Here is a 26,974-nt window from a genome sequence, read left to right on the forward strand (position 1 = left end):
AACAAAGCGCGGTAGCGCATCGTGACAACCCCACTGTCACTGAAATTATCGTGTCTCACTTCAGGGGTGCAGTCCAGCACTGTCACCGTAATTCCAAATCGACGACTTTTTTAGCCCCGATTGCGGTGACAGTGCAGTGTACTGGCCGTGTAACCGTGGCTTTGCTTTGGAACTTAGTGCACTGTCACCGCAATTTGCGCTCCAGTGTTGGTGGGCGCAGGTTGGGTCTCTTTAGCAGAAAACTATTTCTCAGAGGGCGTAGGAGCTGGCTGTGGCGATGTTCCCTCAACTCGCGGCGGAGCCGGAGCTGGTGTCAGCATTGGCGGATGCTTCTTTTGATCAGCGGCGATCGCGGCGGCGATGTAGTCGGTCGGCAAAACGCTGGCGAGGCCTGAATTTTCCTCAAAGGTCACTCGTGGGTGTTGCGTCTGCTGGCTTACAGCTACATCTATGTAGGGCTGATAGGCAACGACCATACCGATCAAGTAGCTCCTGTTTTGCGAAGGTGTGCCGCCTATCGAGGTAATCTCCGGTCGAAGCACCACGGGGCCGCCGCTGTTTCCGGGGAACACTAGAGCGTCGATCAAAAAGGCATCCGACCTAGAGAGCAACATATCTTCAATTCTGGCGATTACTCCGCTCTTTATGATCACTGCGTTGCGCCAATCGCCAACGATGCCCATCGGGAAACCGAGAACAAATATGCCATCCCCTGCGGATACTTTTAGGTTGTTCAGTTTAGAAACATCGGCCGCCATTTCGTCGTCGGCGAAAAATGTCACTCCGAACGCTTTCTTCCGGAGCGCATCAATATCGACCGGGATGACGGAGACGTCTTTTCCATCGGGATTGTTCGTCCAGCTCGCGTCCTTATCCTTAAATTCAGTGATCGCGACATCGGTTGCTCGAGCAGTTACATCAATCGGATTTACCCGAACCATTAATTCGCTGAGTAGCTGTCCCTTGGTGATGCCCGCCGCCTGCTGCGCCTTCCACTCATCTAGAACATGCTTGGCGGTGACCAAATACACGTCGTATTGACGCTTTGCTAAGTCGGGGTCTGGTCTAGAAAGGCGACCGTAAAAGAACCCAGTGCCAGTCGCGACCCATCTCGTATTGACTAACCTCCCGTCGCGGATTTCGCTAACTTGTCCGCCGATTGCCACGACGCAGTAGGTGAAGAATGGTGGCACCAGCGCGGCGCGCGTAGGCGCGATGCCAGCGGCTGCAATGGCTCCAAATAACGGGAGTTTGAAGAAGGCGCGCCTGTCCATAGCAGTAGTATTCTACGCAAGGGCTTTGCTGGTGAAAAGACAACCTGAGGTCGCTTTGTCAAGTTACTAACAAGCTGTTGGTGAGCCTCTGATGCGGGGTCCACTAACCTCCGCCTGCTCAAGGGTAACCCCGGCAAGCGTCCCGCTCGGTCGCCATCACAGGCGAAATAGGCCGAAGTTGTCCGGAACCACTGTAATCCTACTTCCAATTCCACGCTATTGTCTCATGGGCCACAGGAATATCGTATCATCCCGCCCGAAGCGGAGGTGAGGGGACTGCGGATTGGCCAAGGAAGGGGCGGCGAAGCAGCAGCATTACGTGCCGCAATATTATCTGCGCGGCTTCGTAAACGAGAAGAGGCACATCTACGTGGTCGATCGGCCGAAAGAGAAGTTCTTCCGCGTCCCGACTGTAGCCGCTGGCGGTGAGAAGTATTTCAACTTGTTGACTGAAAATCGGGTCAATCCGTTCGCCGCGGAGGAGGCTCTGCAAGAGCTGGAGAATAAGGTAGCCCCGGCTCTTGAAAGGGTCAAAGCGGCCCAGCCTCTGAAGGATGAAAATGATCGCAACGCGATCATGAATTTGATGGCGGCAGTTACGCTACGAAATCCCAAACAGCGAGCGGCGATCAGCGGGATCGCCCAGGAGCTCGGGCAGCTCAGCGCAGCGGCCGGGCTGGAAACGAAAGAGCGCTATGAGCAGATCGTTGCCGGTGCGAATGCGCAGGGACTCAAGATCAATCTCTCCTACGATGAAATGAAAGCCGAGTTCGCGAAGAACCGGGAAATGTTTAAGCCGTCTCCTCCGCCAAGAGACTTCAACATCGTGATCGAAGCGAAATTCCACGATCCGCTCGTGCAGATGTACGAGGGTCGGAAGTGGCAGATTTTGGCGGCAACCGACGACTCGGGCGGGTTCGTTACAAGCGACCACCCTGTTTGCCTCCGGTGGTGCGACGGCAAGGATCACGGCTTCCTGTCACCAGGGTTTGGCGTGGCCGGGACTGAAGTAATTTTTCCGTTGTCACCGAAGCTCGCAATTCGTGGACGGTTCGATGGGGAAGAGAACGTGGTTCAAGCTGACAAAGAGACCGTCGCCGGGATTAATAGCCTGCTCATCAGCAATTGCCATAATCAGGTGTACGGGCGGGACGCCCTGTTCAGCTATAAGCGTGGCCCAGAGGAAGCGGTGGGCAGCGGCGCGCACCTCTTTGAGGACAAAGTCTTCCTGGCCGGCGGCAATGACGCTGCAAACGTTCGCGTCGTGCCACTACGGCCCCTTTAAGCAGTCTGACGGCGGGACCGAGTAGAGCTCCGATAGCACGGCGGGGGAAGTCTACCGAGAGTAGGACGCGGGCATGGGACGACCTGAAACACCTTATGCCTTCCAGCATTTGTCGTCTGTTTTTCCGAGTTTTTTATCGCGGCTACGGACCTTCCATAAGAGGACACAAGGGGAGAGTGGACGGACACGGTGGCCGGACGGGCCTCGGAATGACCGGGGAGTTTAGGACCAGCCCCCTTCACACCCGCCCCGATTCGTGCGACCTCCGCCCCCAGCAAAACCCCTCATTTCGAGCCCTCGATGCACATTCTCCTGCTTGGTTCCGGCGGCCGCGAACATGCCCTGGCGTGGAAGATCGCAGCTTCCCCCCTGGTGACCAAATTCTGGTGCGCGCCCGGCAATGCCGGCATCGCGCGCGAGGCGGAATGCGTGGCGCTCGATGTCGCCGACCATGCCGCCGTGATCGACTTCTGCAAGAAGAACGCGGTCGAGCTGGTCGTGGTCGGCCCGGAGACGCCGCTGGCGGCCGGCATCGTCGATGACCTCACCGCCGCCGGCATCAAGGCGTTCGGGCCGAACAGGATCCCCGCCCAACTCGAAAGCTCCAAGGGCTTTACCAAGGCGCTCTGCACCGAGTTCGGCATTCCGACCGGCGCCTACAAGCGATTCACCAACGCCAATGACGCGCGCGCCTATGTCCAGAGCCAGGGCGCGCCGATCGTCGTGAAGGCCGATGGGCTTGCCGCCGGCAAGGGCGTCGTCGTCGCGAAAACCGTGCGCGAGGCGGAGGACGCCATCGCCATGATGTTCGAGGGCGCGTTTGGCGAGGCCGGCACTGAAGTCGTGATCGAGGAGTTTCTGCCGGGCCGCGAGATCTCCTTCTTTGCGCTCTGCGACGGCGAGACCGCCATTCCGCTGGCCTCCGCCCAGGACCACAAGCGTGTGTTCGACCACGACGTCGGCCCGAACACCGGCGGCATGGGCGCCTATTCGCCGACACCGCTGGTGACGCCGGCGATCCACGACGCGATCATGGCCAAGATCATCCTGCCGACGGTATCAGGCATGAAGCAGCGCGGCACGCCGTTCCGCGGCGTGCTCTATGCGGGGATCATGCTGACGACGCAGGGCCCAAAGCTGTTCGAGTTCAACGTCCGCTTCGGCGATCCCGAGTGCCAGGTGCTGATGCTGCGCATGATGTCGGACATCGTGCCGGCGTTCCTCGCGTCATGCGATGGCCAGCTCAGGAATTTTGACCTTCGCTGGTATCCAGAGTCTGCACTGACGGTGGTGATGGCCGCGAAGGGTTATCCCGGTGACTATCAGAAGGGCACCCGCATCGAAGGGCTCGATGACGCCGCCAAGGTCGATACCGTCGAGATCTTCCACGCCGGCACGGTCGCGAAGGACGGCGCCATCCTCGCCAATGGCGGCCGCGTGCTCAATGTCTGCGCGCTCGGGGCGACCGTGACCGAGGCGCAGGCGCGCGCCTACCGGGCCGTCGACCGCATCAACTGGCCGGAAGGTTTTTGCCGCCGCGACATCGGCTGGCAGGCGGTGGACGCCGAGAAGGCCCGGAATTAGGTCGTCGTTCCGGACGGCGCGTAAAACGCGCCGATCCGGAACCTCGAGGTTTTGGTCCGCCACCACGCGCCACATCGACATCAGAAATGCGCAATCAGCTGTTGGGGTTAGCTACCCCGCTGATAATACCGCTACTGTGCATGGGGTTGTTTTCGACTTTTTGGTCGGCCCCCCATGCCGACTGACCCAACAAGGATGCAACAAGATGTCCGATCTGGCCGACCTCTATCCCGGCTTCGCCTCCGAATGGATCAACACCTCGTTCGGCCGCATCTTCGCCCGCGTCGGCGGCAACGGCCCGCCGCTGCTCTTGCTGCACGGCTTCTCCGAGACCCATGTGATGTGGCACCGCGTCGCGCCTGAGCTGGCCGACCGGTTCACGCTGATCATCGCCGACCTGCCCGGCTATGGCTGGTCCGACATGCCCGAGAGCGACGCGCTGCACATGCCCTACAGCAAGCGCGCGATGGCCAAGGCCATGGTCGAGGTGATGGAGCGCCTCGGCCACGTCCACTTCGCGCTCGCCGGCCACGACCGCGGCGGCCGCGTGTCGTATCGGCTGGCGCTCGATCATCCCGGCCGGCTGTCGAAGCTCGCCGTGCTCGATATCCTGCCGACCTATAATTACTGGGAGCGGATGAACCGCGCCTATGCGCTGAAGATCTATCACTGGACGTTCCTCGCCCAGCCCGCGCCGCTGCCGGAGACGCTGATCGCAGGCCAGGGCGAATTCTTCCTGCGCTTCAAGATGGCGAGCCAGACCAAGTCGAGGACGCTGGACGCGATCGACAAGCGCGCGCTCGAGCACTACATCGCCCCGTTCCGCGATCCCGCCCGCATCCACGCGATGTGCGAGGATTACCGCGCCGGCGCCTATATCGACTACGACCTCGACAAGGCCGATTTCGACGCCGGCAAGAAGATCACGGTGCCGATGCTGGCGCTGTGGGGCGGCGCCGGCATCGCCCAGGCCGCCGCGACCCCGCTCGACATCTGGAAGCAATGGGCGACCAATGTCGAGGGACAGCCGGTGGACTCCGGCCACTTCCTCACTGAGGAGAACCCTGATGTCACCGCGCAGGCGCTGCGCGCGTTCTTCGCGGGCAGTTAACGCCGCTCGCGAAAGAACTCCTTGAGCAGCCGCGCCGCCTCGCTCTCGCCGACCCCGGAATAGACGTCAGGGGCGTGGTGGCAGGTTGGCGAGGCAAAGAACCGGACGCCGGACTCCACCGCGCCGCCCTTGGGGTCGGCGGCGCCGTAATAGAGCCGGCGGACCCTTGCAAAGGAGATCGCGCCCGCACACATGGTGCAGGGCTCCAGCGTCACGTAGAGGTCGCAGTCGACCAGGCGCTCGCTGCCGATCTTCTTCGCGGCCTCACGCAGCGCCACGATCTCGGCGTGGCCGGTGGGGTCGTAATCGGTCAGCGTCCGGTTGGCGGCGGTGGCGATGACCTCGTAATTGCGGACCACCACGCATCCGATCGGAACTTCGCCCGCCTTTCCGGCATTTTCGGCCGTTTTGAGCGCCAAATCCATGAAAGAGGGGGCTTTCAAGCCTCGTATCATCCGAAGAAACCTGCTAGTAGCTGCGCCTTCAGCAGAAGTGCTTACCGGTTTTTGCCTGAGCATGCGGCTCGGAATGAGCGCGCATAATGCTCATCGCGCCACCCCCTGAGTGAGATTATTCATGCCTCGCGACAGCGACAAAGACAACGATTCCCGCGGCCGGCGAGGCCCGCCCAAAGGCGGCCGTAGCGGCAAGCCCCGCGGCCCCGACAAGAAATTCGCCAAGCGCGGTTTTGAGGGCAAGGGCGACGGCGACAAGCGCCCCCCCCGTGGCGATCGCGACAGCCGTCCGCCCCGTGGCGACCGTGACAGCCGTCCGTCGTTCCGCCGCCGCGAGGAGGGCGATGCGCCGCGCCGCGATTTCTCCGACCGTCCCCGCTTCAAGCGCGACGATCGCGGTGGCGAAGGCCGCGGCGAGCGCAGCTTCAAGCCGCGTGGCGACCGCCCCTTCTCCGATCGCGGATCGCGCGACGGCGAGAAGCGCTCCTTCAAGCCGCGTGGTGATCGCCCGTCCTATGGCCGCGACGATCGTCCGCCGCGCAGCCGGGATCGCGACGACGCCCGTCCCGCCGGTCGCTTCGGTGACAAGAAGTTCGGCGACAAACGGCCCTATGCGCCGCGCGGCGATCGCGAGGACCGTGGCGAGCGCAGCTTCAAGCCGAGAGGCGACCGTCCGAATTTCGACCGCGGTGATCGCGCGCCGCGTGGCGAGCGCCCCGAACGCAAATTCGAGGACAGGAAGTTTTCGCGGGCTGGAGGAGATCGCGGGCCGCGCAAGGATTTCGGCGGCCGCGATCGCAGCGAAGAAAAGCCTTGGCAAAAGCGTGACGACCGTCGCGAAGGCGGTCGCGGTGATGACCGTCCGCGTTTTTCGCGCTCGCGCGACGACCGTGCGTCGGGCGACCGTCCGTTCCGCGAGCGCCCGAAATTCGATCGTCCGCGCGAGCGGCCCGAAGGCCGCATGGACTGGCAGGAGCATCCGCGCAGCGAAGGTGGCTTCCGCGATCGTCCGCGCCGCGACAACGAGGACGACAGCAGGATTTTTGAGAAGCGCCCCGCCTTCGGCGGCCGCGGTGCTTATCGCGCGCGCGAGCGTGATTTCGAGGGACGACCGCGCCGCGAAGAGGCGCCGAAGCCGAAGAAGGCGGGCGAACGTATCGCCAAGGCGCTGGCGCGTGCGGGCCTTGCCTCGCGCCGCGATGCCGAGGAGATGGTCACGCAGGGCCGCGTCACCGTCAACGGTCGCGTCATCAACTCGCCGGCGCTCGACATCACGAAGAATGACGTCGTTCTGGTCGACGGCAAGCCTTTGCCGGAGCGCGAGCGCACGCGGCTGTTCCTCTACCACAAGCCGCGCGGGCTGATGACGACGCATGACGACCCCGAAGGGCGTCCGACCGTGTTCGACAATCTGCCCGAAGGCCTGCCGCGCCTGATCTCGGTCGGCCGGCTCGACTTCAACACCGAAGGCTTGCTGTTGCTCACCAATGACGGTGGCCTCGCGCGCACGCTGGAGCTGCCGGACACCGGCTGGCTGCGCCGCTATCGCGTTCGTGCTCATGGCGATGTCACCCAAGCGCAGCTCGATCAATTGAAGGAAGGCATCGAGGTCGAGGGGGTGAAATACGGTCCGATCGAAGCGACGCTGGAGCGCGACCAGGGCGCCAATGTCTGGTTGGTGTTTGCGATCCGCGAAGGCAAGAACCGCGAGGTGCGCAACGTCTGCGCCCATCTCGGGCTCGAGGTGAACCGGCTGATCCGCGTCTCCTACGGTCCGTTCCAACTCGGCGAGGTTCCCGAGGGGCAGGTCGAGGAGATTCGCGCGCGCGTGCTGCGCGAGCAACTCGGCGACAAGGTGATCGAGAAATCGGGCGCGCAGTTCGACGTGCCTAAGAAGTCCGCTGAGGGCGAGAACAAGACGTCGAAGCGCGCCGTGATTGCCGACCGCAAGGGCCGCCGCGTGCTGGTGCAGCGCACCGGCAGCGACGAAGCGCGCGAGCGCAACGAGGAAGAGGCCAACGGTTACGGCCCACCGCGTCGTCCCAAGCGCGGTTATCACGGCAAACGCGACCTGACGCCGAAGGAGGACTAGGTTGCGCGTCGTCGGCGGTCGTTTGAAGGGGCGCAATTTAGCCTCACCGTCTTCGCGTGACATCCGTCCCACGGCGGATCGGCTGCGCGAGTCCGTGTTCAACATCCTCGTGCACGCCTATGACGATCCGATCGAGGACGCGCGCGTGCTCGATCTCTTCGCCGGCACCGGCGCGCTCGGGATCGAGGCGTCGTCACGCGGCGCGAAATTCGTGCTGTTCGTCGACAATGGCGCCGAGGCGCGGGCACTGCTGCGTAACAATGTCGAATCGCTCGGCCTCGGCGGCGTCACAAAAGTCTATCGTCGCGATGCGACCGATCTCGGGCCCGCGCATCCGGTCGAGCCGTTCTCGCTGGTGTTCCTCGATCCGCCCTATGGCAAGGGTTTTGGGGAGAAGGCGCTGGCTTCTTTGCGCGATGGTGGCTGGCTGACGCCGGGCGCGCTGCTCGTGGTGGAAGAGGCGAAGGCCGCGCAGTTCGCTACGCCGGAAGGGTATGAGGAGTTGGAGCGGCGCGCGTATGACGACACGGAATTCGTGTTTTTGAGGAAGCCGTAGCCTAACACTTCTGCTTCATAAACCCTCATGCTCAGGAGCGTGAAGCACTCGGGCTCCTTCAGTTGCCAGCGTTAATCTTGCAGCGGAAATTAGCTCGAAGCGGTCATGCATCGAGGCGCCGTCGGGTGGCTCGCCCGCGCGGCGGTTCACGAGGGCGACGATCATGTCGTCCAGCTCAAGCCGCTTGATTGGCTGAAGGTCAGTCGCGCATTTTATTCTGGCATCGCCGGGCTTGGGATTGCCGCGCTGCGCAGGAAAGGCAAACGGCGGCGTTGGTATCCCGAGGATGACGTTGCGATCATCGTAATCCGGCCTCGGTTTTCCAATTTCCACCCGATTGGCGAAGATGCTGTAGGCGTCTTTGCTGAGGGTGAGGATCAGTATAAAGCCGGTGTAGTCGATCGCCCCGCGCATGTAGGTATCTTCCACCAGCGCTTCGTTGATATCCACCCGTCCCAGATGGCTGCTGCAATCGGCTGTCGTCACCCAGAAGAAGCGGTCGCGCATGAACTCCTGGTAAAACGCCATGTTGCGCGGCAGCTGGGACAATGGGGCAGCCCAGCCTGTAGCGAAGCCTACCTCATTGACGAATCCGTGTGTTCCGACGGCCATCTCCTTGAACAGATGGCTGTGTTCACTCGACATCCGCATCGCGGCAAACAGCGAAGGCTGACCACTTCGCATGAGATCGGCGTGTGCGAGCGGAGTGGCAACCACGCGTGCCGAACTGCTGTGCATCGTCAGTAACATTCCAGCGTGATCGTTGCCTGCGAGAAATTCATCTCCTTCAGCGCGTCCATGCCGATGAAGACATAGTAGGCGCCGGCGTCGCCCCAGCACCAGTGCATGGCATCGTCGGTTGCGATCTGAAGCAGCAGGAGGTCGTGGGTCGGGCCGATCTGCGCATCTGACTGCAGGCCGTCGTGGTACCCGCCGATGCGATGGGGACGGTTGTGATAGAGGCTGCGCCAATGCGGCTCGAATTCGGAAAGCACGGCGGGCGGGATCAGTGGCCGCTTCGCTTCATCGACGTAATAGTCAGCCACCAGCTCGCGAATGTGGCCGCGCTGGAAGGACCAGGCGGAAATTTCGTGTTCGTGAAAGGCAACGTGGCCTCGCTCGCCGTCCCGATCGGCGGAGGAGTATCTCCAGAACCGGAATGCGTCCTGCTGCAGGCGCGCCTTGAGCGCTTGCCAGGCATCGTCCGGAATCGAGCTGTCGAGGTCGTGCGTCAGAACGGCTGATCGCTCGACGGCCACGCGTGCGCGCATCGCGGTGCCCCACTCGCCGAGCTCGCGCTCAGACCGGTGCAGATAGTCCACGATGGACTCCAGCGTGGGATGGCTGGCCAGGAAAGCCGCCAGCGCTTCGCGTCGTGCTCTGCGGTTCTCTGCCGCACGCCGCGTTTGCGCCCGGCGCAGGCGCGTCGCCTCGTCTTCCGGCTCGGGGCCTTCGAGATCAGCACGGGACATCGCGGTCCAGCTGGCGTCGTCGGCCTCGATCACGGCGAGGATGGAGCCGACATAACCCGGCTGGCTCAGCCTCTCGACCAGCCAATCGGGTATCTTAAGCTTGTCCGGCGGGGTGACTGACGGCGCACGAGTGCGCGCGACGCTGTCGAGCGCCTGAAGGGCGCCGCGCCAGGTGAAGGGTTCGGGCTCGTCCGGCCGCTGGCGGTCCGACGCGACGGGCTGCCCCGGATACAGGATGCTCGCAAAATTTTCTGGCGCCACGCGCGTGCTCTGGCCTTCGATCCGCGCCTCATTGGGCACGACGACGAGATCGACCGGCCAGCGCCGCCAGCGCCGCGGCACTTCGTCGGCGGTGCGGCAATAGTCATAGTCGAATCCGGAATAGACGCCGTCATGCACGGGCCCGAGATCGGCCGGGGGCTCCCGCTCGGAGCCGAGCGCATCGACATGGAGAATGCGAAATGCATCAGGTCCCTCGGGCACGCCCTGATTGGGATCGATGAACAGCAGCAGCCAGCCCTGGCGGGGCCCGAGCCCGCCCCACAATTCGGCCGGCAGGTCGGCGCAGGCAATCTGCGCCACGAAGTGCAGCGGCCGCTCGCCTCTATCAGGGTATTCCGACGAAATCGACCGCGGCCATTCGATGTGATCGGGCATCATAGGCAGCCCGCCCAGCCATGATCGGGGTGCTTCGACCCGCGGCGGAATCTGCCGCCGCAAGACGACCGAAACGCTCTCGCTGATCCCAGGCGGCGGCGGAATCGGCGCATCGCGCCCCACCGGGGCGAAAGCCGCCCGACCCAGCCATGGTGGCGAGGTCGCGGCCCTCGCCCGCTGAAAGCGGCGAAAATCCCAAGCGACAAACGCCACGGCGCATACGAGCAGGACTTGCCACCAGGACATGCTGGGACCCCAGGCATTACAGGACAGCTTCAGGTAGCAACAAAGAGTTAATGGCTTGCGGACGAAATTGATCGAAGCTGCGCAGGGCGGGTTAGCTAGGCCAACTTACAAATTCTCGCGTCACCGTCTCCCGAATAGTTTCTCCACATCGGCGAGCTTCAGCTCGACATAGGTCGGCCGGCCGTGATTGCACTGGCCGGAGTTCGGCGTCTCCTCCATCTCGCGGAGCAGGGCGTTCATCTCTTCCGGCCGCAGCCTGCGGCCGGCGCGCACCGAGCCGTGGCAGGCCATGGTGGCGGCGACATGCATCAGGCGGCGCTCCAGCGGCAGCGCTTCGTCCCATTCCGCCATGTGCTCGGAGAGATCGCGCAGCAGCCCGCCGGCATTGGTCTTGCCGAGCAGCGACGGTGTCTCCCGCACAGCGACCGCGCCGGGGCCAAAGGATTCGATCGCAAGGCCGAACGATGAAAGCTCCTCGCTGCGCTCCAGCAGGCGCTCCACCGTGGCTTCGTCCATCTCGACGATCTCGGGGATCAAGAGGATTTGACGCTGCACGCCGTTTGCGGCCAGCGAGGCTTTCAGCCGCTCATAGACGATGCGCTCATGCGCAGCATGCTGATCGACGATGATCAGCCCGTCGCGGGTCTGCGAGACGATATAAGTTTCGTGCAGCTGCGTGCGCGCAGCACCAAGCGGACGATCGACGAGATCGCCGACCGGCTGCGTCTCGAACCGCACATCTGCGCTCGGGGCGCCGACGTCGAAGGTGGCCTGCGCGCGCTCGGCGAAGGCGGGGGCGGCCGAGCTTTCGAACGACGACATCGGCACGACCGGGGCCGATGGCGAGGCGCGCCAGTCCCAGCTTGCCGGACGCGGCGGCGTGAAGGCGGGCCGGAACGAGGACAATGCGCCTTCGCCGCTATTGGCGGCGGTGCGGCGGCCCTCTCGGGCGAGCCCTTCCTTCAATCCGTGCACGATCAGCGCACGGACGAGGCCGGCGTTGCGGAAGCGGACCTCGGTCTTGGCCGGATGCACGTTGGCGTCGACCTCGCGCGGATCGAGCGTGACGAACAACGCCAGCACCGGATGACGGTCGCGCGGCAGATAGTCGGCATAGGCCCCGCGCACCGCGCCCAGGATCAGCTTGTCACGCACCGGACGGCCGTTGACGAAGAGATATTGCCCGAGCGCATTGGCTTTGGTCAGCGCTGGGGCCGCGGCGTAGCCAGCCACGACAACGCCCTCGCGTTCGGCATGGACCTCGAAGGCATGGGTGCGGAACTCCGAGCCGAGAATGTCGCCAAGCCGCGTCAGGCGTCCGGCTGCGCCGGGCAGGGCGGCGGCCCAGGTCACCGGTGCACGTTCCTCGCCCGCAAGCGTGAAGGCGACATCGGGCCGCGCCATGGCGAGGCGCCGCACCACTTCGCGGATCGCTTCCGCCTCGGTGCGATCGGTCTTCAAAAACTTCAGCCGCGCCGGCGTTGCATAGAAGAGATCGTTGACTTCGACGCGCGTTCCGTGCGCGAGCGCCGCCGGCATGATCTCGGACTTCTCACCGCCCTCGACAGTGAGCGCCCAGGCATGCGGCTCGCTCGCATGCCGCGTGGTGATCGAGAGCCGCGCGACCGAGCCGATCGAAGGTAGTGCCTCGCCACGGAATCCGAGCGTGCGGATCTGGAGCAAATCCTCGTCGTCGAGCTTGGAGGTGGCATGGCGTTCGACCGCGAGCGCGAGGTCTTTTGCGGTCATGCCGCTGCCGTCGTCGGTGATGCCGATCCGCCGCCGGCCGCCGCCATCGGTGAAGACGTCGATTCGGCTCGCGCCGGCATCGATGGCGTTTTCCACGAGCTCCTTGACCACGCTCGCAGGGCGTTCGACCACCTCGCCGGCGGCGATGCGATTGACGACCTGCTCTGGAAGCTGACGGACGGGCATGGGGCTTTCGATGTGGATTCGCTGACAACGCTATTCTAGGCCGTGTTGCGTCAAAAGCATGTGTTGGGCAACATTCACGTGGCGGCCTGGGGAAGAAGGCCACCTATCACATTGAAGATATTGGATGTTCAAGAAAATCGCGTAATCGATGCGGCCGAACAGCCGCACCCGACCCGGTCCAACCTGTTCTGAAAAGGAAAACGGCCCATCCACGTCAAATTCAGCGTGCGCAGATTCTAGCGGCGCTAAAGACGCGGTGGTCGTCGCCGGCTATTTTACAAGAAGAGAAGGTGCTCGGTGTGTGCGGTGTGTTCCGCGCTGCCTTATATGCGGAGCACAATTCCGCGAAACCGCCGTCAAATCCCTAAACGATGACCACACCATCCGGATTGCATGACGAACACGTCGCTTGATTTCTTGACGCGATGCAATGGCCCGGTGCAGACGAGCGGCGTAGGGAACGGCCGTGCCATTTGTCGTGAAAAATCCAGGAGAAATGGATGAAATTGGTGAAGACCTCGATGATCGCATGCGCTCTGTCGGCTCTCGTTGCCGCGCCCGTATTTGCGCAAGGCGCGCCGCCCGCCAAGACAGGCGGCACCGTGCAAAGCAAACCCATGCAGGGCAGTACGATGGGCAGCGGCGACGAGGAGATGAGTGCTCAACCTGGCGCCGCGGGTGAGAAGACCGGAATGAAGTCGACCAAGAGTACCAGAGGTACGGTCGGCACGACAGGCAGCGCTGTGCACAAGGGGACCGCCGACGATGCCGCGACCGGCGGCGCAGCCACGGGCAAGCGTTACTAGGATGGTAGAACTCCGGTCGCCCTGCGACCGGAGTTTCCTTTGGCTGCGTCCGTCTTGCTAATCGTTCTTGCTAATCGTTGAAGCGGCCGCCGCGTCCGGCCTTGACGTCGCTGCGGCGCTTCTTGCCGTCGAGCCGCCGTTGCTTGGAGGCGAAGGTCGGTCGCGTCGCGCGTCGCGGCGTCGGCCGGATCATCGCTTCAGTCAGGATTTCGACGAGCCGGTCGATGGCGTCCTGCCGGTTACGTTCCTGGGTGCGGAAGCGCTGGGCATGGATCACGATGACGCCTTCCTTGGTCATGCGCTGGCCGGCGATGCGGGCGAGCCGGATCGTCGCGTCCTCCGGGATGGTCAGCTTACGGGTGTCGAAGCGCAATTGCGCGGAGGTCGAGACCTTGTTGACGTTCTGGCCGCCCGGGCCGGAGGCGCGGACAAAGCCGATCTCGATGTCGTCCTCGTCGATGACGAGATCGCGGGATATCCGCAGCATGATGGCACCATTCGTGATGTCTCGACATATCGCGGAACGTCCATGTTCGGCAATGGTGCATGATGGAGACGCAAATGGCCGGGCGAGCCCGGCCATTTCAGGAAACGTCAGGAGACGTCAGTTCGACTTGGTCGCCGGAGCCGCGGCCGGCTGTGCGGCGGCCTGCGGCGCACGGCCGACGACGACGGTCAGGAGCCCCTGGCCCCACAGGCGCTTGGCGGCCGCCTTGGCGTCGTCCAGCGTCACCGCGTCGACGATGGCGTTGCGCTTCTCGATATAGTCGATCGGCAGCTTGTCCTGCTGATACTGTAGCAGCGCCTGCGCGAGCTTGGAGGAGGTGTCGAGCGCGAGCATCTGCGAACCCTTGAGGTAGGACTTGGCCTCGTCGAGCTCCTTCTGGGTCGGGCCCTCGTCGGCGATGCGGCGCACTTCCTTCTCGATGGCATCCATGGTGTCGCCGGCGCGGTCGGCGCGGGTGCCGGTGTTGCCGATGAAGATCGCCGAATGCTCCATCCAGAGCAGCGATTCGAACACCGAATAGGCGAGGCCACGCTTCTCGCGGACTTCGCGATAAAGCCGCGAGGACAATCCGCCGCCGCCAAGGATGTGATTGACGACATAGGCCGCCATGAAGTTCGGATCGCTGCGCATGACGCCGGGGCCGCCGAAGGTGATCACGGTCTGCGGCACATCGAGCGGCACGAAAGCGCGCTGAGGTGGCTTTGCGGCCTCGACGTCGGGCACCGGCGCCAGATTGGCCTTGGCAGGTAGGCTACCAAACGTGTGATCGAGCAGCTTGCCAAGGGTGGCCGGATCGACGTCGCCGACGACGGCGATCTTCAGCGTGTCCTTGGCGAGCACACGGCCGACGTAATCCTTCATGTCGGCGACCGTGATGGTCGGCACGCTCTCCAGCGTGCCGTTGGTCTGCCGTCCATAGGGATGATCGCCGAACGTGATCTCCAGGAATTTGCGGCTTGCGAGCGAGGTCGGGTTGGTGGTGTCGCGGCGCAGGCTCGAGATGACTTGCGAGCGGATGCGCTCGACATCGGCCGTTTCGAAATGCGGCGAGGTCAGTGCCGAGCGCAACAGGTCGAAGGCCTCGTCCTTGTTGTCGCGCAGCATCCGCAGGCTACCGCGGAAGGTGTCGCGGGTGGCGCTGAAGGAGAGCTCGATGGCACGGCGGTCGAGCCGCTCATGGAACGTCTTGGAATCGAGATCGCCGGAGCCCTCGTCGAGGAGGTCGCCAACGAGATTGGCGACGCCGGGCTTGTCCTTGGGATCCTGGGCCGAGCCGCCGGCAAAGGAATATTCCATGGCGATCAGAGGTACGGTCGCGTCCTGGACGAACCAGGCCTCGATGCCGCCCGGCGAAACCAGGTGCTGGATTTTTGCTGCGGCCTGCGAGGGTACTGCCGACGCCAGCGCGAGTGCCGCGCCGGTGACGATGGACAATGCGAAATGTCTTGTGCGCAGGAAGTGTCTTGCGTGAAGAAAGGAATGGGTCACGAACGCTTCTCCTCGCGCTTGGCGGCAGCGGTGTCCTTGATCAGATAGCCGGTCACCGAGCGCTTCTTCTCGAGCCATTTCTGTGCGACGGCGCGGACCTGCTCGGCGGTAACGGCGCGAATGCGATCGGGCCAGCTTCGGATGTCCTCGATCGACAGGCCCGTGGTCAGTGCGCCGCCATACCAGCGCGCCAGCACCGCCTGATTGTCCTGGGCGTAGATCGCTTCGGCGATCAGCTGGGTCTTGACCCGCTCGAGATCCTCGGCGCGGATCGGATTCTGCGCGACGTCGGCGATCACGCCGTCGATGACCTGTTCTATGTCTGCGAAGCTGACACCGGGTTTCGGCGAGGCCGAGATCGCAAACTGGGTCGGGTCGAGCGAGATGCTGGAATAGCTGGCGCTGGCGGAGACCGCGAGCGGCTTGTCGACCACGAGCGCGCGGTAGAGGTAGGAGTTGCTGCCGCTGCCCATCAACTGCGCCAGCACGTCGAGCGCGGCGCTCTCACCGGCCGCAGCTGTCGTCGCCGAGGGGACCAGATAATAGCGGCGCAGGCCCGGCTGCTCGACGCGCGGGTCGGACAGCGTGACGGTGCGCGGCGCCGCCGGCTCGGGCTCCTGCGGCCGGATGCGACGCGCAGGGATCGCGGGCTGGGCTGGGATCGGGCCGAAGTTACGTTCGACCAGCGGGCGCACGTCGGCGGCCTCGACGTCGCCGGCGATCACCAGGATCGCGTTGTTGGGCGCATAGAAGCGGCGGTAGAAGGCGAGCGCATCCTCGCGATCGAGCTTCTCGATCTCCTGATGCCAGCCGATCACCGGCCGGCCATAGGGATGATTGAGATAGAGCGCGGCCATGATCTGCTCGTTGAGCCGCGCGTCCGGATTGTTGGCGACGCGCATGTTGTACTCTTCGAGCACGACATCGCGCTCGGGCAGCACGTTCTCGTCCTTGAGGATCAGGCCGGTCATGCGGTCGGCCTCGAATTCCATCATGGTCGGTAGCTGCTCTTTCGGCACGCGCTGGTAGTAATTGGTGTAGTCGACCGAGGTCGAGGCGTTCTCGTTGCCGCCGACACGGAGCACGGTCTGGGAGAATTCGCCGACGGGATGCTTCTCAGTGCCCTTGAACATCAGATGTTCGAGGAAATGGGCGAGGCCGGATTTGCCCGGCGTCTCGTCGGCCGAGCCGACCTTGTACCAGATCATCTCGGTGACCACGGGCGTGCGGTGGTCCGGAATGACTACGACCTGGAGGCCGTTGCTAAGCGTGAAGCTCGCAGGCGGGGCGGACGTGACCGTCGTCTGGGCGAATGCGCTGCCGACGTCGAGGGCAGATGTCGAGAGCAGCGCGGCGAAGAGGTAGGCAATCGATCGGTGTGAGGACATCACGATCCTTGTGAAGGCCCGGACCCTGATGTCCGGACGTGAAAGCACGGCATGCTACACCGCGCGGCCTTGAGCTTCGGGTCACGAAGCAGAGAACGCCGCTGAGTTGTACTTAAAAATAGGTCATTTGCCGCATCCGGCCTACACCGGACGATTGCGGCGGGTCCGCCCTGCGTGCGACGGACAAGGAGCCTATTGCTCCCTATCCTTGCCGGACCGAACGTCGAAATAGGTCCGGCGCGTCTTATCTTCGCCGGCGCCATAGGCGTAGTTCGGCGAAGGCGTCTGATATCCCGGCGGCGGCTCGACCAGCGACTGGCGCGGCGGCTCGCTCGTGAATTGCTTGGACTCGCCTTTGTTGTTCGAAAACATGTTCCACAGACCGCCGGTGTAACCGAGCTGGGCCGGGCTAAGTGTCGGGTTGTTGGTGTTGCTACCCGGCTGGACCGAATCATTGCTGGTCTTTTCGGCGGCCGCCGTCTTGTGGGCGTTCAACTCGGCCGGCGACAGCGGCAGGCCATTCTTCCAGAACTCCGACGCCTTGTTGCCACCCGCCTTCTTCCGCGCGGCAATGGCCTCCTTGCGGCGCTTCTCGTCGGGATCCTTCGGCCAGTTCGGTGCGTTCTGGGCTTCAGAGCTGGGCGGCGGCAGGTCGAGCTTGGGCGGCACCACCAGCGGCGACCGCTCGCGGTACTCGATGCCCTTCTTCTCCATGCTCTTGCCGCCGATGCCCGACATCAGATTGTCGATGATCTTCTCTTCGAAGGTCATGTCGTCATCATCATCGCCATCGTCACCGGCGCGGACCGGGCCTGCCGACATGACGAGGCCGATGCCGAGGGCGACAGCCGACAATTTCAGCGTCAGCCAAAGTCCCCGCCGGGGGGCTCCACCCATCGAACCGCTGGTCTCCGAGCTGCGCATACCTATACCTGTTCCATATTGTGGCAGTCTTGATTGTGCCGGTCTTGATGTACCAGTCTTGCCGCGTCTCGCGCGACCGCCCCTCGCCCAAGCAAGGTTCCGCCTCCGGTCCGTATCGGCCGGGATCAGGGCGCTTTTGCGGCGGGTGCCCCCAGGAAGGAATCATACAATAGGGCCGCCACCCCAGCAACGATGGCCACGTCCGCCAGGTTGAAGACGTACCAATTGTAGGTTTTTCCGCCGATTTCGATGTGGAACAGGGCGAAATCGACCACCGCGCCATAGGCCAGGCGGTCGATACCGTTGCCGATGGCGCCACCGATGATCAACCCCAGCGCGACAGTGGCGAGCCGTGTCTGCGACCGCGCCATCCAGATCGCGAGTGCAATCACCGCGACGACCTTCACCGCCATCAGCGCGAGCTGCGCGGCCTGACCGTCGTTCTGGAGCCAGCCGAAGCTGATCCCGATGTTCCAGGCCAGCACCAGATCGAAGAACGGCGTCACCTTGACCACGCCGCGGCGAGCGAGGTCGAAGCCGTTCAGCAGCCAGAGCTTTGAGGCCTGATCGGCCACGAGCGTGACCACGGCCGCGAGGATGCCGGCGCGGAGCGGGGTCATGACAGGCCGATCAGATGCTCACGCCCAACGCCTTCCATTCGCGCAGCGCCTTGGCATCGCGCGGGGTGACGTCGGGATATTCGGCGTCCTCGCCGACCGTCGGCAGGATCTTCCAGGAGCGGGCGCATTTGGTGCCGACCGCCTTCTCGACGACCACCGCGACGCCCGGCACGGCATCGAGACGGAACGCGGACGCCGGCGCCTCGCCCTCGCGCACTTCGTAATTCGAGGTGATGCAGATCTCGGCGAGATCGGTGTCGAACAACGTCGCCAGCATGTTGCGGTCGGCGACATAGATCACCGGCGAGGCCTCCAGCGACGAGCCGATGTTCTTGGCGGCGCGCTCGAGCTCCAGCGCGCCCGTGACGACGCGGCGAACGTTGCGGATGGTCTCCCATTTCGCAGCGAGCTTTTCGTCGCGGAATTGCTCGAGGCCTTCCAGGAACAGCGTCAAATGGACCGACGGTTCAGCATCCGGCCTGTACATCCGCCAAGCCTCTTCCGCAGTGAAGCTCAGCACCGGCGCCAGCCATTTCAGGATCGAATTGCACAGCAGGTCGATCGTCGTCAGCGCCGATTTCCGCACCGCCGAGGACGGCGGATCGCAATAGAGGGTGTCCTTGCGGATATCGAAGTAGAATGCCGAGAGCTCGCTGTTCAGGAAGGCCGACAGCGTTGCGACCACGCTCTTGAAGTCGAAGGTCTCATAGGCCTTGCGGACCAGTTCGGCGCGGATCGCGAGCTCGTGCAGCATCAGCCGCTCGAGCTCGGGCATCTCGGCGGGCGCGACCGCCTCAGTCGGCTTATAGTGATGCAGCGTGCCGAGCATCCAGCGCACGGTGTTGCGCAGCTTGCGATAGGTCTCGACGGTGTTTTTCAGGATCTCGGGGCCGATGCGCTGGTCGTCGGTGTAGTCGCAGGACGCAACCCAAAGCCTGAGGATGTCGGCACCGGATTCCTTGATAACGGCCTGCGGCTCGATCGTGTTGCCGAGCGACTTCGACATTTTGCGGCCGTCCTCGGCCTGGGTGAAGCCGTGGGTCAGCACGATGTCGTAGGGCGCGCGGCTGCGCGTGCCGCAGCTCTCCAGCAGCGAGGAGTGGAACCAGCCGCGGTGCTGGTCCGAGCCTTCGAGATACATCACGGTATCGGTGCCGCCGTCGACCTTGCGTTTGATGCCGGCAAGACCGGGAAATTGCACGGAGTCTTCCAGCACGAAGGCGTGGGTCGATCCGGAATCGAACCAGACGTCGAGAATGTCGTCGACCTTCTGCCAGTCCTCAACGGCACGCGGTCCGAGGAAGCGCTCGCGCGCGCCTGTTGCGTACCAGGCGTCGGCGCCTTCCTTCGCGAAGGCGTCGCCGATGCGGGTGTTGACGGCCTCGTCCTGCAGGATCTCGGCCGAGCCGTCGCCTTTCTCGCGGACGAACACGGCGATCGGCACGCCCCAGGCGCGCTGGCGCGAGATCACCCAGTCGGGACGGGCCTCGATCATGCCGTTGATGCGGTTCTCACCCGACGGCGGCACCCATTGCGTGACGGAGATCGCATGCAGCGCGCGAGCGCGCAGCGTGTCGCCGGACTTGGTCTTGCCATCGCTCGCAATGTTCTTGTCCATTGCGATGAACCATTGCGGCGTGTTGCGGAAGATCACGGGCTTCTTCGAGCGCCAGGAATGCGGGTATTGGTGCTTGAGCCGGCCGCGCGCGAGCAGCTTGCCGCCCTCGATCAGCGCCTTGATCACGGCCTCGTTGGCGTCGCCCTTCTCACCCTTGTCGTTGATGACGCGCTTGCCGGTGAAGCCCGGCGCCTGGTCGGTATAGGCGCCGTTCTCGTCGACGGTGTAGGGGATCGCGCTGTTGATGCCGCGGGAATCCAGCTCCCGCGTATTCGCCGTCCAGACGTCGAAGTCCTCGCGGCCGTGGCTGGGCGCAGTGTGCACGAAGCCGGTGCCGGTGTCGTCGGTGACGTGGTCGCCGGACAGCAATGGCACGACGAACTCGTAGCCGCCGGCGAGACCCCTGAGCGGATGGGCGCATTCGATCGCGTCCATGGTGTCGCCGGGGATGTCGCGGACCTTCTCGAAAGCGGTCACACGCGCCTGCTTGAAGACCTCTGCAGCGAGCGCGTCGGCCAGGATCAGGAGATCGCCGGTCTTGGCCCAATTGTCCGCGGGCGCGTCCGTCACCTTGTAGAGGCCATAGGCGATCTTCGGCGAGAACGAGATGGCGCGGTTGCCGGGCAGCGTCCACGGCGTGGTGGTCCAGATCACGACACTGGCCGATGCCAGCGCGCCGTGCGCAGGCGAGGTGACCGGGAATTTCACCCAGACCATGTCGGAGGTGTAGTCCTCGTACTCGACTTCGGCTTCGGCGAGCGCGGTCTTCTCGACCACGCTCCACATCACCGGCTTGGAGCCGCGATAGAGCGTGCCGTTGGCGGCGAACTTCATCAGTTCGCGCGCGATCTGGGCTTCGGCCGGATAGTTCATGGTGGCGTAGGGATGAGCCCAGTCGCCGATCACCCCGAGCCGCTTGAACTCTTCGCGCTGGACGTTGAGCCAGTGCGTGGCGTAGGCGCGGCACTCTTTCCGGAAATCGATCATCGCGGCGCTGTCGCGGAAGTCGGGCTTCTGCTTGCCCTTCTTGCGATAGTGCTCTTCCTCGACCTTCCACTCGATCGGCAGGCCGTGGCAGTCCCAGCCCGGCACGTAGTTGGAATCGAAGCCGAGCATCTGCTGGCTCTTGGTGACGAGATCCTTGAGGATCTTGTTCAGCGCCGTGCCGATGTGAATGTTGCCGTTGGCGTAGGGCGGGCCGTCATGCAGCACGAACTTGTCGCGGCCCTTCGCGGTCTCGCGCAGCTTCTCGTAGAGGCCGATCTCGTACCAGCGCTTGAGGATCTCCGGCTCGCGCTGCGGCAGGCCGGCGCGCATGGGGAATTCGGTCTGCGGCAGGAACAGGGTCTTCGAATAGTCTTTGGTTTCAGACTTTTGGGACTTTTGCGGCTTTTCGGACATGAGGCTGACTGGCTCGGAATGGCGCGGGAACGGATGGCGATGCGGAATCGCGGGGGTGAAAACGACAAAATCCCGGTCTTGCGCCGAGCCTTGAGGCTCAGGCGGAAGCCGGGCCGCTAATCCCTATGATGCGCCGCGCAAACATGGGGCTCTCCATAGCAGGGGGCCAAGGGAAGCGCAAAAGGTAGAAGCGCAAAGGTCCGCCGGGCCGGCTCCGGGCCCTCAATCGACGGTCCCAAGCCGTGGAAACGCGTCCGGGGCGGCGGCCAGCATGGCGCGGGCGCGCGCGGAATCGTCGTCCATCTGGCGGATCAGGGCGTCGATACCATCGAATTTCAGCTCCTCGCGGATGAAGCCGACAAAGGCGCAGTCCAGCGTCTGCCCGTAAAGGTCGCCCTTGAAGTCGAACAGGAAGATTTCGAGGAGCGGTGCGCCATTATCAAAGGTCGGGCGGCGGCCGAAGCTCGCCACCCCGTTCAGCCGCTCAGACCCGAGGCCGACCCGCACCGCATAGATGCCATGCTTCAGCCCGCAATTGGCGTCGAGCCGGATGTTGGCGGTGGGGTAGCCGAGGTCGCGGCCGCGCTTCTCGCCATGGATGACCTCGCCGCTGATGAACCAGGGCGCGCCCAGCATGGTGCTGGCCTCGTCGAGTTGTCCCTCGGCCAGTGCGATCCGGATGGCGCTGGAGGAGACCGGCCGCTCGTCGATGTCGACATGCGGCTGCACGTCGACCTCGATGCCGAGCCGCGGCGCCTCGTTGACCAGCAGGCTTGGCGAGCCAACCCGGCCCTTGCCGAAATGGAAGTCGTAGCCGACCGCAATCCCGCTGACGCCGAGGCGCTCGATCAGGTCATGGTGAATGAAATCTTGCGCGCTGGTGCCGGCGCGCGCCTTGTCGAAGGTCATGACCACGGCACCGGCAAGCCCGGTCCCGGCCAGAAGGCGCAGCTTGGCGCGCTCGTCCGTCAGGCGAAATTGCGGGGTGTTGGGGCTGAAGAACCGGCGCGGATGCGGCTCGAAGGTCAGCGCCAGCGCAGGGCGGCCATGCGTCCGGCCCATTTCCAGCGCTGCGGCTATGACGGCGCGGTGGCCGAGATGGACCCCGTCGAAATTGCCCATGGCGACCACCGCGCCCTTCAGGATGGCAGAATCCGGCGTGGTATCGCGGATAACGGTAAATTGCGGGGCCATCAGGGGAATTCTCGAGCCGGCGGGATCGGCCGGGACCGTGGCTTGACCCGGCCGATGAAGTCAAGCGGGCGGATATGGCCTCAGAGACCATGATTTCGATCAGTCGCGGGCCGCCCCAGTTAACGCGCTGTTTAACGCATTGGTGCTAGTCCTTGAGAGGTGGAACTGAGGGCTCCGGCCTGTCAGGTCCGTTTTTGAATATTCCTGGGTATGCGTTGGGGGAGTCGAGATGGCGGTTGATTTGTCGATGTCGGTTCTGGTGGTGGACGACTACAGCACCATGATCCGTATCATCAGGAATCTGCTGAAGCAGCTTGGCTTCGAGAATATCGACGATGCCAGCGACGGTTCGGCAGCGCTGAACAAGATGCGCGGCAAGAAGTACGGGCTCGTGATTTCCGACTGGAACATGGAGCCGATGACGGGTTACGACCTGCTTCGCGAAGTGCGGGCGGATCCCAACCTCGCCACCACGCCCTTCATCATGATCACGGCCGAATCGAAGACCGAGAACGTGATCGCGGCCAAGAAGGCCGGCGTGAACAACTACATCGTCAAGCCGTTCAATGCGGCGACGTTGAAGACCAAGATCGAGGCGGTCTTCCCGGACATGGCGAGCGCGTAAGCCGCGCTCCGAAACCATCAGCTGAATTTCGAAAGCCCGGGCGCTCGTCCCGGGCTTTCTGCGTTGGTGCATGGCTTCTTCGGAACGACGCAGCTCACCACTTCAGTTCGCGCATCAGCGCCTTCGGCGGGTGGCCGAACAATTCCAGCACCGACTTGGGATCGAGCTGGTCGAGGCCCTCGAATTCCTCGGCATGGATGCCGCGGGTGACGAACAGGCAATCGATGCCGAATTCGCGTGCGCCGGTGAGGTCGGTGCGGACGGAATCGCCGATCGCGAGCACCTTTTTCCGGTCGATCGGGTGGCCCTGGCGCTCGCCGGCGAGCGCCATCGCGCGCTCGTAAATCGGCCGGTGCGGCTTGCCGTAGAAGATCACCTCGCCGCCAAGCTCGCGGTAGAGCTCGGCAATTGCGCCGGCGCAATAGATCAGCCGGTCGCCGCGCTCGACCACGATGTCGGGGTTGGCGCAAACCAGCGTCAGCTTGCGCTCGCGCGCCTGCAGCATCATGCCGCGATAATCTTCCGCGGTCTCGGTCTCGTCGTCATAGAGGCCGGTGCAGACGATATAGTCCGCCTCTTCCAGCGGCGCGGTCGTCGCATCGAGGCCGCGATAGATCGAGTTGTCGCGCTCGGGACCAAGCCAGAACATCTTGCGGCCGGGATGCTCGGCGACATAGAGCCGCGTCAAATCGCCGGAGGAGACGATCGCGTCGTAGGTTTCGTCGGCGACACCGAGCTTGCGCAATTGCCGCTGCACGGAGTCGGCCGGGCGCGGCGCGTTGGTGATCAGGATCACCGTACCGCCGCGGCTGCGATAGGTGTGCAGCGCCTCGCAGGCCTCGGGAAACGATTCCAGCCCGTTGTGGACCACGCCCCAGATGTCGCTGAGCACGACATCGACCCCGTCGACCAGCTCGTGCAGGCTTTCTGCGAAATGCAACGTGGTCATGGCGCGCGCGGCCGATCAGATGCGGCGCGCGAGCGCTGCGTTGCCGGTGAGGCGTGATGACGGGGTGGCAGGCGTCGTGCCTGATGTTGCGCTTGGGCTGGGTATACCGGAACCATTGGATCCCTGAATGTCCTGCGCCTGATGCGGCGAGGCCCCGCCGGTAGCAGATGCCCCTTCGGGCCGCAATGGCCGGGGCGGCGCAAACAGAAAGCCCTGGCCGAACCGTACGTCATAGTCGAGCAGGTCAACCACCGCGCGCTCACCCTCGATCCGCTCGGCGATCAGGTCGATGCCGAAGCGACCGAGCAGGTCGGACAGGTCGGAGGGGTGAATGTCGGAGGTCGACGCCTGCTTCGGGTCGAGCAGAAGTGATGCGGGGACCTTGATGAAGCGCACGCCACGGTCGGCGAGCTCGCGCGGCTCGATCCGCAAGTCCGTGACATGGTCGATCGAGAAGCGGAAGCCGCGCTGCGCAAGCGCTGCGAGATTTTCGGTCTCGGCCAGGCCCAGAGCGCGGAAGGTCGACTGCTTGAACTCGAGCACCAGCGAGGGCGCCAATGCCCGGTTGGCCTCGAGGAAATCGAGACATTGCGCGAAAGTGGTGGAATTGCCGAGCGTCGAGGCCGCGATGTTACAGAACACGCCGACATCCTTGTTGCGCACCATCAGCCGGCGCAGCACCTGGACACAACGCAGCAACACCATGTTGTCGATGCGGCCGATCAGCCCCGAGGCTTCGGCGATGCTGATGAACTCCTCGGCGGCAATCAACTGGTCGCGCTCGTCACGGACCCGCGTCACGGCCTCGTAGAAGCGGACCTTGCGCTGCGGCAGCGTCACCATCGGCTGAAGGAAGATGTCGATGCGGTTTTCGTCGATGGCGCTGCGCAGCGTCGCCAGCATCTGGGTCTGGTTGCGGCCGTTGCCGGTCGGAACGGCGCTGGCAGTCTGGGTCTGCACTGCGGGCGGCATCGGCCGCGGCGGCGGTGCGGGAAGTGGGGGAGGAGAAGCCGGTCGCTCCTCGAAGGGCGCAGTTAGGTCGATTGGCGCTTCCACCTCCAGCCGGGCGACCGGCGCGGGAGACGGCGCCGGCGCGCTGCCCGCCAGCAGATCCTCATGGGTCGACACCGTGGCGGCAAGCTGCCTGACCAGTCCGCCGAGCTCGTTGATCTCGCCGATCACCGACTGGACACGATCGGAATTGGCCGAATTGGACGAGGCGATGCGGCCTTCCATCGCAGCGAGCCGACGTCCGAACTCGGCTACCTGGCGGGCGAGGTCGGCGGTGCCGCGCGAGAGGTCGGCGATCTGGCCGCCGACGTCGCTGCGATCGCGCAGCCGCATCGAGACCGCGTTGTAGAGGATCAGGAAGGTCAGCGCGGTCAGCGCCACGATCGCGGATTCGGTTCCGCTGATGCCGGCGACCGCGTAGAGCACGAGCCCGAGCGAGGCCGCGACCAGAACCATGCAGATGGCGATGAAGATCGTCGAAATGCGAATCATGCCGCGCGTTATGCCTCAAGAGCTGACTGCCTCACCCGGGAAAACACGGGCCGCACTTCGCACCCGTCACGCCTCATGCCCCCCAAAGCAACATGACCTTAACATCATTGTTGATTCGGGGGGATAGCGGCTGCGGACTGGCGAGCAGGCGGTCAGTTCGGCGCGGCGGCGCCGACCGTGTCGGCCGAGACGGCCTCGCGGCTGCCGAGCGGCTTGGGTGGACCGGTCGTAGTGTCGCGCAGCGTCTGCCGTTCGATCTCCGAGTTCAGCTCGGCGCCGAACATGATCACAATCGCCGACATCCACATCCACATCATCAGGCCGATCGCAGCGCCAAGCGATCCGTAGGTGGCGTTGTAGTTGGCGAAGGACGAGAGATACCAGGATAGCAGCGACGAGCCGGCAATCCAGAGAATGGCGGCGGTCAGCGCGCCAAGGCTCAGCCATTGCCAGCGCGGTGCATCGCGGCTGGGTGCGAAGCGGTAGAGGACGGCGAGCGCCAGCAGCAGGATGAAAAACAGCAGCGGCCACCTCGCCAGCGCGACGATCAGCTTGCTCTCGGGAGCAATGCCGAGATGATCAAGCGCGAGCGGAAAGGCGACTACGGTGCCGACCATGACCAGAAGGGCCAGGATGCCGCCGACCGTGAAGGCCAGGGACACCATGTTCAGCTTGATGAAGCTGCGTTTCTCGCGCTCCTCATAAGCGACGTTGAGCGCGTCGAAGATGGATTTGACCCCGGCATTGGCGCTCCAGACCGCGAGCACGAGGCCGAACAGAAAGGTGGCGCCGAGTGCCGTGTTGCCCTTCGACACCACGCGGCCGACTTGCTCCTGGACAATCTGGAACGTGCCTTCGGGCAGCATCATCGCCAGCTTCTGCAGATTGTCGCTGATGGTCGCGGGATCGGCGAACAGTCCATAGGATGAGACCAGTGCCGTCACGGCGGGAAAAATCGCGAGCAGCCCGAAGAATACGACGCCGCCGGCGGTCGCCAGCAGGCGATCGTCGTCGATGCGCTGATAGGTGCGCCAGAAGACGTCCTTCCAACCGGCCCAGGGAATCGCGAACGGGCTCTTGGAGCGGCGGCCGTGGCAGGGCTGCATGGCCGCGCCTGCCGGGCTCGTCTCCGGCGAATGTCCTTCGCTGTTGCGGTGCTCTCGAGGAGGCCCCGGCCGTGTGAAGCCGGAGTCCTGAAAGTAGCGTTCCGCGGTCAGCACGAAGACGGCCGTGGCGGCGACCAGCAGCCAGCTGTCGAACTGCGCGGTTTGCCGCATGCGCAT

At 64.0% G+C, this 26,974-nt stretch carries 22 protein-coding genes; 7 read left to right on the forward strand and 15 right to left on the reverse strand.

The window, feature by feature from the left end:
• Window positions 1–242 precede the first annotated feature (242 nt).
• A complete protein-coding gene (locus JQ587_RS26450) occupies window positions 243–1,274 on the reverse strand; it encodes a trypsin-like peptidase domain-containing protein (protein ID WP_212427275.1) in 1,032 nt (343 codons plus the stop codon).
• Between the two features lie 283 nt (window positions 1,275–1,557).
• Between JQ587_RS26450 and JQ587_RS26455 the strand changes: the two genes are divergently transcribed.
• From JQ587_RS26455 to JQ587_RS26465, 3 genes are all read left to right on the forward strand, one after another.
• Window positions 1,558–2,559 (forward strand): DUF4238 domain-containing protein, encoded by a 1,002-nt coding sequence (locus JQ587_RS26455; protein WP_212427276.1) that lies wholly within the window; start codon window positions 1,558–1,560, stop codon window positions 2,557–2,559.
• Window positions 2,560–2,859: 300 nt separating this feature from the next.
• A complete protein-coding gene (gene purD / locus JQ587_RS26460) occupies window positions 2,860–4,143 on the forward strand; it encodes a phosphoribosylamine--glycine ligase (RefSeq protein ID WP_212427277.1) in 1,284 nt (427 codons plus the stop codon).
• A 205-nt stretch (window positions 4,144–4,348) separates the two neighbouring features.
• Window positions 4,349–5,254: an alpha/beta fold hydrolase gene (locus JQ587_RS26465; protein ID WP_212427278.1), complete on the forward strand. Its 906-nt coding sequence runs from the start codon at window positions 4,349–4,351 to the stop codon at window positions 5,252–5,254.
• On the opposite strand, the gene JQ587_RS26470 is transcribed toward JQ587_RS26465, so the two are convergent.
• Window positions 5,251–5,709 (reverse strand): nucleoside deaminase, encoded by a 459-nt coding sequence (locus JQ587_RS26470; protein ID WP_212297101.1) that lies wholly within the window; start codon window positions 5,707–5,709, stop codon window positions 5,251–5,253. The two genes, JQ587_RS26465 and JQ587_RS26470, sit on opposite strands and share 4 nt — an antisense overlap.
• 121 nt (window positions 5,710–5,830) lie before the next feature.
• On the opposite strand from JQ587_RS26470, the gene JQ587_RS26475 reads away from it, so the two are divergent.
• Window positions 5,831–7,801 (forward strand): pseudouridine synthase, encoded by a 1,971-nt coding sequence (locus JQ587_RS26475; RefSeq protein ID WP_212297100.1) that lies wholly within the window; start codon window positions 5,831–5,833, stop codon window positions 7,799–7,801.
• 1 nt (window position 7,802) lies between these two features.
• Entirely contained in the window at window positions 7,803–8,357 is a 555-nt protein-coding gene (rsmD, locus tag JQ587_RS26480) for a 16S rRNA (guanine(966)-N(2))-methyltransferase RsmD (protein WP_212297099.1), read from the forward strand.
• Window positions 8,358–8,372: 15 nt separating this feature from the next.
• Here the strand turns inward: rsmD and JQ587_RS26485 are convergent, their stop codons facing one another.
• The 3 genes from JQ587_RS26485 to mutL form a co-directional block, all read right to left on the reverse strand.
• A complete protein-coding gene (locus tag JQ587_RS26485; RefSeq protein WP_212427279.1) occupies window positions 8,373–9,107 on the reverse strand; it encodes a hypothetical protein in 735 nt (244 codons plus the stop codon).
• Window positions 9,098–10,732, reverse strand: a complete 1,635-nt coding sequence (locus tag JQ587_RS26490) for a DUF1963 domain-containing protein (RefSeq protein WP_283815694.1) — start codon at window positions 10,730–10,732, stop codon at window positions 9,098–9,100. The genes JQ587_RS26485 and JQ587_RS26490 overlap by 10 nt, the downstream gene beginning before the upstream one ends.
• Window positions 10,733–10,852: 120 nt before the next feature.
• Window positions 10,853–12,667, reverse strand: a complete 1,815-nt coding sequence (gene mutL / locus JQ587_RS26495) for a DNA mismatch repair endonuclease MutL (protein ID WP_212427281.1) — start codon at window positions 12,665–12,667, stop codon at window positions 10,853–10,855.
• 500 nt (window positions 12,668–13,167) lie between these two features.
• Between mutL and JQ587_RS26500 the strand changes: the two genes are divergently transcribed.
• On the forward strand, window positions 13,168–13,473 hold the full coding sequence (locus JQ587_RS26500) for a hypothetical protein (RefSeq protein WP_212297095.1): 306 nt from the start codon (window positions 13,168–13,170) through the stop codon (window positions 13,471–13,473).
• A gap of 70 nt (window positions 13,474–13,543) precedes the next feature.
• Here JQ587_RS26500 and arfB read toward each other — a convergent pair whose 3' ends face one another.
• From arfB to JQ587_RS26535, 7 genes are all read right to left on the reverse strand, one after another.
• Entirely contained in the window at window positions 13,544–13,960 is a 417-nt protein-coding gene (gene arfB, locus JQ587_RS26505; protein WP_212297094.1) for an alternative ribosome rescue aminoacyl-tRNA hydrolase ArfB, read from the reverse strand.
• A 117-nt stretch (window positions 13,961–14,077) separates the two neighbouring features.
• Window positions 14,078–15,469: a M16 family metallopeptidase gene (locus JQ587_RS26510; protein WP_433995310.1), complete on the reverse strand. Its 1,392-nt coding sequence runs from the start codon at window positions 15,467–15,469 to the stop codon at window positions 14,078–14,080.
• Window positions 15,466–16,857: a M16 family metallopeptidase gene (locus JQ587_RS26515; RefSeq protein ID WP_212427282.1), complete on the reverse strand. Its 1,392-nt coding sequence runs from the start codon at window positions 16,855–16,857 to the stop codon at window positions 15,466–15,468. The genes JQ587_RS26510 and JQ587_RS26515 overlap by 4 nt, the downstream gene beginning before the upstream one ends.
• A 192-nt stretch (window positions 16,858–17,049) precedes the next feature.
• Window positions 17,050–17,781, reverse strand: a complete 732-nt coding sequence (locus JQ587_RS26520) for a hypothetical protein (protein ID WP_212297092.1) — start codon at window positions 17,779–17,781, stop codon at window positions 17,050–17,052.
• Window positions 17,782–17,906: 125 nt separating this feature from the next.
• Window positions 17,907–18,401, reverse strand: a complete 495-nt coding sequence (gene lspA, locus JQ587_RS26525; RefSeq protein WP_212297091.1) for a signal peptidase II — start codon at window positions 18,399–18,401, stop codon at window positions 17,907–17,909.
• A 10-nt stretch (window positions 18,402–18,411) separates the two neighbouring features.
• The gene (gene ileS / locus JQ587_RS26530; RefSeq protein WP_212427283.1) at window positions 18,412–21,420 is read right to left on the reverse strand and encodes an isoleucine--tRNA ligase; all 3,009 of its coding nucleotides are present in this window, start codon (window positions 21,418–21,420) and stop codon (window positions 18,412–18,414) included.
• Between the two features lie 222 nt (window positions 21,421–21,642).
• Window positions 21,643–22,614: a bifunctional riboflavin kinase/FAD synthetase gene (locus tag JQ587_RS26535; protein WP_212297089.1), complete on the reverse strand. Its 972-nt coding sequence runs from the start codon at window positions 22,612–22,614 to the stop codon at window positions 21,643–21,645.
• A gap of 229 nt (window positions 22,615–22,843) precedes the next feature.
• Here JQ587_RS26535 and JQ587_RS26540 point away from each other — a divergent pair, with 229 nt between their 5' ends.
• Window positions 22,844–23,239 (forward strand): response regulator, encoded by a 396-nt coding sequence (locus JQ587_RS26540; RefSeq protein ID WP_007596883.1) that lies wholly within the window; start codon window positions 22,844–22,846, stop codon window positions 23,237–23,239.
• A 94-nt stretch (window positions 23,240–23,333) separates the two neighbouring features.
• Here the strand turns inward: JQ587_RS26540 and JQ587_RS26545 are convergent, their stop codons facing one another.
• The 3 genes from JQ587_RS26545 to JQ587_RS26555 all read right to left on the reverse strand — a co-directional run bounded on the left by JQ587_RS26545 (window position 23,334) and on the right by JQ587_RS26555 (window position 26,974).
• Window positions 23,334–24,188: a TIGR01459 family HAD-type hydrolase gene (locus JQ587_RS26545; protein ID WP_212297088.1), complete on the reverse strand. Its 855-nt coding sequence runs from the start codon at window positions 24,186–24,188 to the stop codon at window positions 23,334–23,336.
• Between the two features lie 15 nt (window positions 24,189–24,203).
• The gene (locus JQ587_RS26550; protein WP_212427284.1) at window positions 24,204–25,691 is read right to left on the reverse strand and encodes an EAL domain-containing protein; all 1,488 of its coding nucleotides are present in this window, start codon (window positions 25,689–25,691) and stop codon (window positions 24,204–24,206) included.
• Window positions 25,692–25,843: 152 nt separating this feature from the next.
• Window positions 25,844–26,974, reverse strand: a complete 1,131-nt coding sequence (locus tag JQ587_RS26555) for a YihY/virulence factor BrkB family protein (RefSeq protein ID WP_212427285.1) — start codon at window positions 26,972–26,974, stop codon at window positions 25,844–25,846.

It is taken from the genome of Bradyrhizobium manausense (assembly GCF_018130615.1).
GTDB lineage: Bacteria > Pseudomonadota > Alphaproteobacteria > Rhizobiales > Xanthobacteraceae > Bradyrhizobium > Bradyrhizobium manausense_A.